Raw genomic sequence first — 11778 nt, 5'->3', positions numbered from 1 at the left:
CATAGAGGTCCCCTATGGGGGCTAGCCAAAGCCACCTTCTTAGAAGGTGTGATTTTTACTACAGAGCGATTTAGCATTTTCATAATGCGATTAATTTCCGGAAACTATTATTGTCGTTATCAGGGGCTGATGTTAATTACTTATAAAATCTTGTCAATAAATTATTAAAATGAATGTGACTTCTGGCGAAATACCTTAATTTCAGATCAAAACCAGTCCGTATGAGATTTTTTTACCTCTTGTTCCCCGTTTTTTTATGCGGTTTTTCCCATGCTATTGCCCAACAGTCCGTTACCGCGAAAATTATAGATAGTACAAATCAAAATCCGGTACCATTCGCCACTGTTTCCATCAATAATGAGATTGGGGTCATAAGTTCTGAATCCGGTGATTTCACACTTCATCTTAAAAATGGGACAATGGCAGGAGATTCCTTGTATATCAGTTGTCTGGGATATGGAGAAAAGGTTTTCCCGCTGGCCGGTTTTAAAGATTCGTTGATCGTGCTGTCACCTAAAGCGTTCGAATTGGATGAAGTAGTCCTTCTGAATAAAAACTATACGGCAGAGGAGATCATAGAACATGTGAAAGACAGCCTGGAAAAGAATTACGATTTTGACCTGCTGAAACAAAAACTGTTTTTCAGGAAATCCGATTATACCTACCTTGACAAGAAAGAAGCTACTTTGAAAAAAAGCACCATCCCGGAATTCAATCAACCTTTTGTAGACAGTTTGCTGCTTGCAACCCCGGATTACAATTCTATCCATTCCGAAATCCTCGGGGAATTTTACGGGAATATGGCTCCCGGCAATTCCGGTTCCAAGTTACATATCATCAAAGCCTCGCATTTGTATGACAAAAACAACGAAATGTCCGTAAATGCGCTTACGGACCGGTTACAGCATATCATCAGGGATCATGTGAAACGGGATTCGTACTTTAAACTCAAATCAGGACTTATCGGTACCAAAACCGAAATAGATTCATCCTTTTTCGGAGATGAAAAAAACAAGGAGGCGGAAATGCTCATCGAGGAGCGCGAAAAGGAGAATGAAGAGCGCAAAAAACGGTTTCTGCAATATGAAAAGCGATTGCTTACCCGATTACAACACCGCAGTTTTATCTTTGAAAAGTCGGACCTTAATTTTATTCACAAAAGCCGCAAGTACGAATTTAAGCTGGAGAACATTACCACCCTGCATGATTATGTCGTTTACAAGATTTTCTTCAAACCGAAACGAAATGCCGATTATTCCGGGACCCTCTACGTAAATGCGGATGATTTTGCCGTGATCAGGGTCGATTATGAAAATGTGGAGCCGCTTCGTAATTTTAAACTTTTCGGGATATCGCTCAACAAGTACATGCACAAGGGAACCCTGATATACAAAAAAAACAGTAGGGGAAAATATGCACTTAAATATGCGGAGGAAGAAACAGGGCAGAAAGTTGGTATTAAAAGGCCTGTAAAGATCATAGAAAAGAACAAGCACGTAAAGGGACGGCGGAAGCAGAATGAGGTTGCCGGTGATGTGCACCTTGTAATACGGGCTAGCGATAAATCGGAAATGATCGTTTTTGATAACAACATTATAACTGCATCGGCATATGATAATTATACGGAGGAACCGGATGTAGTACCTCAATACCTGTCCGAATATGATCCTGATTTCTGGAAAGGGTATAACATCATAGAACCTAACGCGGCCATCAAGGAATTTAAAAGTACAGAAGATTAGATAATTGTATGTTGGCCGGATTAAAAAAAATTATTACTGAATACGGGGCCGCTATCGGATTGCTAGTAAAATAACCCGGACATGTATTAATTATCCTTTCAATGCACTTTTAAGCAGGAACAACAGCACAGCTGTTTCGGCGGCTATTTTCTTACGAAGTACGGCCATGGCCTTGCCTACCTGGTTTTCGACGGTTTTTACCGAAATATCGAGTTGTGCAGCTATTTCCTTGTGACGAAGTCCGTGTTGTTTATTAAGAATAAAAATCTCCCGGCAGCGGGGAGGCAGTTCGTCTATAATTTTCTTTACCTGTTCCAGTTTTTCCTGGAATACATCATCGTTGTCCTGGAGCAGTTCGGAAAGGCTCTGAAGACGCAAAAGTTCCAGTTCCCTGTTCTGTTTTACGTTTTTACGGTAAATATTGATATATTCATTATAGGTGAGTGTATACAGGTAACCGCCGAGCGAGCCTCCGGGTTTCAGTCCTTTACGGTTGTTCCATAACTTCAGAAACACTTCCTGGACAACATCTTCCGCAATTTCCCTGTTGGGCGTAAAGTTGAGTATGTAAATACACAACCGTTCATAAAAATGGAGATAAACGGACCTATAGGCGGCTTCACTGCCGGATCGTATTTCCGCAATGAATTTTATTTCGTTCTCCGGAAAATACTCCATGATTATTTGGGGTTTCTTCAGTTTAAAAGGCTGTAAATTATAAATAGGACAAAACTTTTCCAAAAAAAAGTGATGATGATGTAGGGGATTTTTGTGAAATCTGCGTAACACTATATAGAAAAGCATAAAAATATGTGCTGGTACCCACCAAAAGAATTTGCGGGACTCCGAAAACGACAACATAGTTCCTTATGAAAGACAAACCGGACCACCTTATAGAAAAATTTCTCGAAGGCCGGCTGTTACCCGGAGAAGAGAAAGAGCTCCTTTCATGGCTGGAGACTCCGGGAGGCAGGGAGTTCCTGAAAAAGGAGGTACAGCTTCGTCATCTTATTCTGGGTTCCCTGCATAAGTTCGATGCGGAGACCTCCTATAAAAAAATAAATAGCAGGGTACGGGAAAAAGAAAGACCCCGGGTATTCCGGCTCCGTTATTTACTGAAGTATGCTGCTGTTTTTATGTTGTTACTGGCAGGAAGCTATTATTTGTACCTCCGTTGGGCCCCGGGTAGCGAGCAATTGGTAATTCCGGATGAGAAAATCACCCTGCAGCTGGAAAACGGAAATATACAAACCATTATTCCTGGTGAAGATCACCAGATAAAAAGCAGGGGGAACAAAGCGGTTATAGCCCAGAGGGGAGATACGCTCTATTACGAGGCGGACAATGCTATATCGGCAACTCATTTTAATGTGCTCCGGGTGCCTTATGGCAAAACATTTAAGCTGAAACTTTCGGATGGTACCACAGTACATATGAATGCCGGGACCTCGTTACGTTTTCCGGTGAGATTCGGGGAAGCATCGAGGGAGGTCTTCCTCGACGGAGAAGCTTATTTCCGGGTTGCCGAAAACCGGCAGATCCCTTTTCTGGTACATACCGGCAAAATGGATGTTAAAGTTACGGGCACGGAATTCAATGTCACCGCATATCAGGAGGATAAAGAGGCCCTGGTAGTATTAACAAAAGGCAGGGTAGCGCTCTATGGAAGCCAAACCGCGGGGATGTCCCCCGATCCCGTAGCCCTGTCTCCCGGGGAAATAGGAGCCCTGGAGCACCATACCGGTCAGTTCTCCACACGCGGGGTAAATGTCAATGATTACACTGCATGGATGGACGGTAAGACCATTTTTGATAACAAAGCCTTTAAAGATGTACTCAAAATACTGGAAAGAAAATACAATGTTACCATCCGGAACAATTATACGGAATTGAATGAGGGCAGGTATAAGGCCACTTTTGATAATGAAACCATAGAACAGGTATTACGGACTTTTACCGAAAGCCGTTTGTTCAGTTATCACATACACAATAACATTATTATTATAGACAGGCCCGAAGAAAGCAAATGACATCCGGTAAGGAGCATGGTGATGTTGTAAAACAAAAGATAAAGGGATATTCCCTGCGACATTGTAAACCAAATATTAAAAACAGATAATTATGAAAACAGTTCCTACCGGACCACCGGTGTGAAGTAAAACAGCACCGTAAACTTACCGGATTATTCCAATATCACTTAAGGCATAAAAGAACGGGAAATGCCGTCACATTCCCCGTTCGGGACTTTTAGTGATTGTAAAACAATGTACCACCACCAAAACATAAAAGTATGAAAAATCTTTTATGGATACCCAGTATCCGTTATTATCCTCCAAAATTTGACCTGAAAATGAAGATCACTACCCTCCTTATGGTCCTCTCCCTTTTTCAGCTTCAGGCATTTACCTCCTATGGACAAAAGGTAAAAGTAAACCTCCATCTGGAAAATGAACCGCTGGAAAAAGTCTTCGAGACTATAGAGGAGCAGACAGCATATAAGTTCTTTTACAATCTGGAAGACATAGATACTCAAAGGCTCGTATCCGTAGTAGCAGAAGATAAACAGCTCGGGGAAGTATTGAAAGAACTTTTTGAAAATACCGGTACGGTATATAAGGTAGTTAAAGAACAGATAGTTATTACCGCCAATCGGAAGAAGAAAAGATCCCCTGGTTGGGGTTATCAGCAAGATCCCGTACATGGTACCGTAACCGACGAAAACGGGATACCGCTTTTCGGGGTCACCGTATTGGTCAAGGGTACCAATATCGGGACCAATACCGATGAGAACGGATATTACCAGCTTGCTGTCCGGGGAGAATCCACCCTTATTTTCAGTATGGTAGGGTTTCAGAACAAAGAAGTCCCGACGGGGGGGCGGACCGAGATCAATATTACGCTGCCGGAAGAAAACACCAAACTGGATGAAGTAGTAGTAACGGGATACAATACCATAAAAAAAGAACACGTAGCCTCGTCTGTTGCGGAAATGAATATGGATCGTGCGGTGTACCGTCCTATTTTTAAACTCCAGGAAGCTTTCAGCGGAACACTTCCCGGGGTAACCATGCAGCAGTCGAACAACCTGCCGGGTTCGGTGCCGGGCAATATTTCCATTCGCGGGATCAGTACGCTTCAGAATGAAGCCCCTTTGGTAATTGTTGACGGTATGGAACAATCCCTTACGGATATAGACCCTAACCAGGTGAAGAGCATAAGCGTACTGAAAGATGCGGCTTCCGCTTCGCTGTATGGTTCCCGCGGGGCTAACGGGGTTATTATCATAGAGACCAAACGTGGGGTAACAGACCAGTTTAAAGTGGATATCCACACCTGGACCGCCATGAGCGACCCTATTGACCTTCCTGATTTTGTCGGTTCTGCAGACTATATGCGGCTGAACAACGAGGCCAGAAATATGCAGGGACAAACACCGCTTTTTACCGAAGAGCAGATAGGGCTTGCCGACCGGGGAGAATACGCGGATACCGACTGGCTGGACGAGGTGATGGAACGCAGGGCCTTTTCACACAATACCTCCGCGAGTATATCCGGTGGAGGAGGTGTGGGGACTTTCAACCTCATGCTGGGGTATATAACCGACAAAGGACTGAATAACAGTGAAGGAAGTGAAAAATTCAGTGCCCGTTTCAACACCAATATCAACATAGATGACAAGTTCGTGCTGATGGCGGATTTTTATGCCCACAGGTTACAGGTAGACCGGCTGATGGTAAATAACGACGGGCACGGTTTGTACAGGGATGCCTGGAAAATGAACCCTACCCAGGATATCTTCTATGATTCCGATCTGCCTGAACATTACGTATTGTACAATAATCTCAATCCCGTCGCCTCCATCAGGCACGGGGGGATGAGAAACAATATGTACGACAGGAGTACCATAAATCTCAGGCCCACTTATTTTATAACCGAAAACCTGTCGCTCAACGGCAACGTATCCTATATGATCAATAAATCGGCCTGGAAAGAAAAACGGTCGACCTTCAAGTTTTTTGACGGGGACGGCAAACCGGCAGCAACATGGGCCAACAGTGTTAATGCCGAACAGGGGGTAAGTGTCAGCCAGATAACGGCCCGGGCAAATCTCAATTACGAAAAGGACCTCCGGAACAACAGGGACAAACTGTATTTCATTGCAGGCTCCGAGATCATGACGTATAACTATACCGATTACAGGGAAGTCAGTAAAGCCTCCTTTTTCGGCAAATTAAATTATTCCTTCGACAATCGCTATATCCTGGAAATAACAGGCCGTACGGACGGGAGCAGCAAATTTGCCCCTGGCCATCGCTGGGGATTTTTTCCGTCGGGAGCATTGGCATGGAATATTCATAACGAAAAGTTCCTGGCCGGGTGGAAAGATAAGGGAATAGTGAACAACCTCAAGTTAAGACTGTCTTACGGGCTTATAGGAAATGAAAACGTAGATCCTTACCTGTGGCAGGAGGTTGTTAACGAATGGGGATGGACCATAAGGGTGCCCAATCCTAATTTTACCTGGGAAAAACAAAAGCAGGGAAATATCGGTCTCGATCTTACGGTATTAAATGACCGCTTGAACCTTACAGCCGAAATATACCGGAAGCATTCCTATGACCTGATCTATTCCAGGGTAACCGTTCCGCCCCTCACAGGCTCCAATTCGCTGGAAGCTGCGGTAAATATAGGAGAAGTAGAGAATGAGGGCTGGGAAGTCTCTGCCAGGTGGAACGACCGGATAGGGGATTTTTCATATAGTGTGGGAGCCATGCTTTTCGATAATAAGAACAAGGTATTAAAAGCCGGGTATTCCAAATCCGACAGTCTTATTTTCAAGGACAATCCCGACAAAATATGGTATCCCGGTATTGCTATAGATAATTATTATGGTTATGAGAGTAACGGGTACTTTCAAAACCAGGAAGACGTGGATGCTACGGAAGCAAAATTACCGAATACCATTCCCGGAGATATCAAATACACCGACCGGAACGGTGACGGTATTATCAATGACCTTGACAAGGTGAATCTCGGGGACCCGTTTCCGCATTTCAATTATTCCGTTACCCTGGACCTGCATTACCGCAGATGGGATTTCAGTGTGCTGGGACAGGGGGTAGGCAGGCGTTTGGGGAGGCTGAACGGTATGGAAGGCTATCCCGTATTAATGGATGGCGGGGACAATAACCTCGGAACCCCGAGAACGTATTATATGAACAACCGGTGGACGCCGGACAACCCGGACAGCAGGTTTCCACGGGTCTGGACCGGGGCGAGCTCCAATGCGGTACTCAGTGACGTATGGCTGAGCAATGCGGCGTATTTCCGAATAAAGACCCTGCAACTTGGATATACCATTCCCAATATTGGAAAGAACATCCGGAACTTCCGGGTATACCTCAATGCCCAGGATGCCTTTACCTTTACCAGATGGGAAGGGCTCGACCCGGAAAGAGACGGGGGAAACGGAAGTTATCCCCGGATGGCAACCTACAGTATAGGCCTCAGATTTACCATATTATAACCGTTTAAGTATACAGGAAATGAAAAGAACAGCCATAATCAGCATTTTTATATCTGTCTTTTTGTCCGGGTGCGAGTCGTTCCTGGACAAGACCGATCCCACAGCAACTACCTTCCAGGAATTTTTTATCGATGAAGATGACCTGAGGCGGGTAACCTATAGTAGTTATTATGACGTATTTACCCACCACAGTAATCGCAGACTCTTGTTCTATATGATGGACGGAAGGTCCGATAATGCCTATGCGAGGAGTGAGGACGACCATCACCTGCGCATTGGTAATGGCAATATAAACAGTAATACCCGTGCATTTGAGTTTTACTATACCATTTATATGAAACACATTGGCCGGTTGAATACCTATATCGCTAATATAGATGTACCCTATGTGGAAGACGAATCCATTCGTGCACGGTATGAAAATATACTGAAAGGATTGCGTATATGGCATTATTTCAGGCTTACCTTCCGCTGGGGGGATGTCCCGTTCCTCCTGGAACCTGCAGAGCTGGAAGACGCCACTTTGCCTGCGACCCCAAAAAAGGAAATACTGGATTCCCTGTTTCCGATGGCATTGGACATAGCGGAAAAACTGCCACCGGATGAGTATACCACCAACAAATACATGTTCAATCGATATTCCTTTAAGGCATTGATAATGCGTTACGCATTGTATGACGAACGGTACGAACTTGCTGCAGAACTGGCCAGGGATATCATAGAAAGTGGTAAGTACAGCCTGCACCCCGTGTACAGGGACCTTTTTCAGTATGAGGCAGACTCGGATAACAATGAATTTATTCTTCACCTGGATGAGGAAAGCCATAGCGGGAGCACCACGTATTCTTTCCGCGATCTCGGACCGCATTTCCGTACAGGTAACGGGCAATCGTTCTGCGTTCCGCTAAAGTCGCTTGTAGATTCGTACTGGACCCTGCAGGGACGTCCTATTGATAATTGCCCGTTGCATACCAAAGACGAATACGAACTGAACCCCAAGTTAAACCGGGATCCCCGTTACGAGGCGAGTATCATGGGACCGGGGGACGAGTTTTACGGGGAAACCATCGATATTTATAATTCCAATAACCCCATGTTTTACGAAAATCAACGGGCAAGTAAATCCGGTTACTGGTTCCGGAAATTTGTTTCTGAAGCCGATGCTTTTCGCGACGGAAATATGGAATACGGGCTCCTGCGCTACGCGGAGGTACTGCTCACATATGCGGAAGCAAAGATAATGACCAATAGTATGGATAATCTCGCCAGGGAATGTATCAATAAGGTTAGGGAAAGGGCAGGACTGGACATGACGGAGGCCGATGTAACCTTACCGTCTTACAATGCCTATAGCCAGGAGCAATGGATAGATCTTATACGAAACGAGCGCAGGTTGGAATTTGCCGGTGAAGGGCAGCGGTATAATGATATTATCCGGTGGCGTATTGCCGAGGATGTTTTAAACAGGCCTGCCCTCGGGCATACCAGAATGGCAGATGGAAAAAAGACCTCCCTGAAAATAGAGGACCGTTCCTTTAAATCCTTTAATTATCTCTGGCCCTTTCATGAAACCAGTTTAAGGGTAAACAAGAATCTAAAACAAAATTCCGGGTATTAGCGGGACTTTTGTCTGAAATAAAAAAATACAAAGCTGAGTTAGTTAGTAGAAAACCGTCTCTGTCTGAAAAGACAGGGCGGTTTTCATTTTTTCTTTCCCGTTTTCTGTTTCATAGCAGGGAATTATCACTTTGCCATACCGAATACCCGGGGTCATTGCCCGTCTCAGAAGAAAAATAAGGCTTAGATAAACGATAGGGCGGGTGAAAGCCCTTCACCCGCCCTGTTATTTTGCCTTACCCTGTTTACATGAAGGCGTTATCATGCAGTCCGTTTCAGGGAAAAGAATTTAAAAACAGCTATACTGTAATTTAAAACTCCCTGTAATCCCCGGCAAGGTATGTATTCGCCTTGTCTTCTTTGAACCTGGCATTTTCGGCATCCCAGTGTAAAGTCTCACCGGGGAAACGACCTGCAATGGTCCCCAAAAGAATGGTTTCCGTCAGTCGCGCGGCATAATCGAAGGGTGCGGAGCATTCTCCTTTACCCAGACAGGCATCGACAAACTGGTGATAGTGTTTGGGTCCTTCGGTTTCATAATTCCGAATGGGTTCACCCAGGTTGTGTTCTTTGGAAAGCTTTGCGATTTCTTTGGAAATATCCACATACTTTCCCCTGACAATTTTCCTGGGTAACTGCATAAAGTGGGGCAATAATAAACGGCCCTTTTCTCCCACAAACATGGCTCCCTGTTCCGGTAGTTCGTTTTCGCCCGCTACCTTGGCATCAAGTGATATTTTATCCTTAACTCCGGCTTCCTTATCCTGTTCCTTTTTGTTCTTTTTGCTTTCCATGCCGGGTAGTGCGAGGTCTTCATGCATTGCCGGGGCGCCTTTACCGTCATACCATATCCATTTTAAGGACTTTGTCGTGTATTCGGTACCCGGGAACTCATAGGTCACCGTATTGTGTTCCGGGTAACCGAACCCGTTGGAAGGCCTGCACTCGGTCATTATTGTTCTCGGCACATCCAGTTGCAGGGCGTTGTAGGGAGTGTCAAAGATATGAACCCCCATATCGCCCAGGGTGCCACAACCGTAATCCATAAGTTTTCTCCAGTTCCCGGGGTGGTAAACCCCTTCTTTATACGGTCTCATGGGTGAGGTTCCCAGCCAGAGGTTCCAGTCCAGTTGCGGGGGGACAGGATCTTCACCTTCCGGGAGAGCCCCATCATATCCCCAGTTTTTCGGGGACCAGGCGTGTACGGTGTGTACTTTCCCGATAATGCCGGATTGAATCAGCAGTGTAGCCAGTTTGTAATCGTAAAAGGAATGCACCTGGATGCCCATCTGGGTCACCAGTCCTTTTTCTGTAGCCAGTTTTTTCATGGCCCTGGATTCCGATACGTAGTGGGTGAGTGGCTTTTGGCAGTAGACAGGTTTACTCATCTGCATGGCCAGCATAGAAGCCGGGGCGTGTGTATGGTCGGGTGTGGATACGATTACCGCGTCGATTTCGTCTCCCATTTCCTCCAGCATAGCCCGGTAATCAAAAAATACACGGGCTTTAGGGTGAAGCTTGTGCGCCTGGGACAGGTTAATGGCATCCACATCGCACAGGGCTACTACATCTACCGCCGGGTGAGAGGAAATGGCCTTCAGGTCTTCATTTCCCATATTCCCCACCCCGATATGGGCGGTTCGTAAACGGTTCCCGTTCATGGCGGCATGTAACAAAGAAGGAGCCAGCATAACTCCCAGGGCCCCGGCTCCGGTTGTTTTTAAAAATTCGCGTTTGTTCATAATTGGTATGGCAGGTTATAATTTTTTAATCTTTATGTTCCGGAACCAGATAGGACTGGAATGGTCCTGAAGGGCAATATACCCGGTTTTGAACTTTCCGTAATCCGGGCTGTTCTTCCATTTATCGGAGTTTTTCTTTTCGTACCACGCTTCATCCCAGGGAACAAAAGAGACAACAAGCTTTCCGTTCAGCCAGTGTTCCACTTTTTCCGGGGTGAACACAATCCGGGAGCTGTTCCATTCCCCGACAGGATGCAGTATCTTATCAGCAACAGGGGGGTGCATGGCATAATCGGCCCCCGTCTGCTGTAACGGTTTCAGTTCTTCCGGTTTTTCGGTATAGCCCAGGCTGGTATTATATGCGGTAAGGTCGTGGATACGGGCATAGTTTTCATCATCGATAAGCTGGTATTCCGGTGCTACCACAGGCGGCCCGTCATATCCTTCCTTTACATGGTAAAAAATACCGCTGTTTCCTCCTTCGGGAAGTTTCCATTCCAGGTAAAGCTCAAAATTGTCAAATTCTTCGGCCCCGTAAATGATATCTTTTCCACCTTTGTAATTCTGTTCCAGGCCGAGTTCGGTATCAAAGGTAAGGGTACTGTCCTTTATGGTCCAGCCCGGGGGCAGGGAGTCCATATTATATCCGCGCCAGCCTTCGGTAGTGGTACCGTCAAAAAGATAGATCCATTCGGAATCCTGGGATTGGTTTTCCTGTGCTGCCGTTTCGTCGGTAACTGCTTCCGGAGATGTTTTCTTCTTCGTATCGGTTTTACAGGAAAAAGCCATAACAGCAAGTGATAATAAGGCAAACTGCCTTAGCCGTTTTTTTGTTTTCATCTTCATTTTAAATAGATATTGCATTTTAGGTTAATGTTCGCTTTTTGCATGGTTGGACCGGAAAAATAGATTTCCCCATGCCGATAACTTTCGACTCTTATAATCTTCCTAAGTGACCACATAATCCTTTTCGGAATAAATTCGACAGAGGAAACCAAAGCGGCACGCAGGATTGCGTACAAGATATAAAAAAATGTTTATTTGACTCCCTGTTTTTTTAGATCAGGTTAGTGGTTAAAAACCCAATAATTTTAGTTAACCTTAAAAACCCACCTGCTTTGCAGGTGGTCATGTTCTGATGGCTATGCCT

Annotated in this window: 7 protein-coding genes; 4 read left to right on the top strand and 3 right to left on the bottom strand. The window is 45.2% G+C overall.

Annotated elements, in window-relative coordinates; genetic code table 11:
- Positions 1-221: 221 nt before the first annotated feature.
- Positions 222-1742: a carboxypeptidase-like regulatory domain-containing protein gene (locus ED312_RS23085; protein ID WP_123218386.1), complete on the top strand. Its 1521-nt coding sequence runs from the start codon at positions 222-224 to the stop codon at positions 1740-1742.
- Between the two features lie 90 nt (positions 1743-1832).
- Here ED312_RS23085 and ED312_RS23080 read toward each other — a convergent pair whose 3' ends face one another.
- Positions 1833-2420, bottom strand: coding sequence for an RNA polymerase sigma factor (locus tag ED312_RS23080; protein ID WP_170164611.1), 588 nt, complete (start codon positions 2418-2420; stop codon positions 1833-1835).
- A 191-nt stretch (positions 2421-2611) separates the two neighbouring features.
- On the opposite strand from ED312_RS23080, the gene ED312_RS23075 reads away from it, so the two are divergent.
- The 3 genes from ED312_RS23075 to ED312_RS23065 all read left to right on the top strand — a co-directional run bounded on the left by ED312_RS23075 (position 2612) and on the right by ED312_RS23065 (position 8887).
- Complete coding sequence (locus tag ED312_RS23075) at positions 2612-3772, top strand: FecR family protein (RefSeq protein ID WP_123218384.1); 1161 nt, start codon at positions 2612-2614, stop codon at positions 3770-3772.
- Between the two features lie 260 nt (positions 3773-4032).
- Positions 4033-7269 carry a TonB-dependent receptor gene (locus ED312_RS23070; protein ID WP_206363307.1) on the top strand — a complete coding sequence of 1079 codons (3237 nt, stop codon included), beginning with the start codon at positions 4033-4035 and terminating at the stop codon, positions 7267-7269.
- Between the two features lie 19 nt (positions 7270-7288).
- Positions 7289-8887, top strand: coding sequence for a RagB/SusD family nutrient uptake outer membrane protein (locus tag ED312_RS23065; protein ID WP_123218383.1), 1599 nt, complete (start codon positions 7289-7291; stop codon positions 8885-8887).
- A 310-nt stretch (positions 8888-9197) separates the two neighbouring features.
- Here the strand turns inward: ED312_RS23065 and ED312_RS23060 are convergent, their stop codons facing one another.
- A complete protein-coding gene (locus ED312_RS23060) occupies positions 9198-10628 on the bottom strand; it encodes a Gfo/Idh/MocA family protein (protein ID WP_123218382.1) in 1431 nt (476 codons plus the stop codon).
- Between the two features lie 15 nt (positions 10629-10643).
- A complete protein-coding gene (locus ED312_RS23055) occupies positions 10644-11468 on the bottom strand; it encodes a 3-keto-disaccharide hydrolase (RefSeq protein WP_123218381.1) in 825 nt (274 codons plus the stop codon).
- Positions 11469-11778: the final 310 nt, after the last annotated feature.

The organism is Sinomicrobium pectinilyticum (assembly GCF_003725735.1).
Lineage (GTDB): Bacteria > Bacteroidota > Bacteroidia > Flavobacteriales > Flavobacteriaceae > Sinomicrobium > Sinomicrobium pectinilyticum.
The sequence above is the reverse complement of the archived record's forward strand: the minus strand, read 5'-3'. Positions and strand labels throughout refer to the sequence as shown.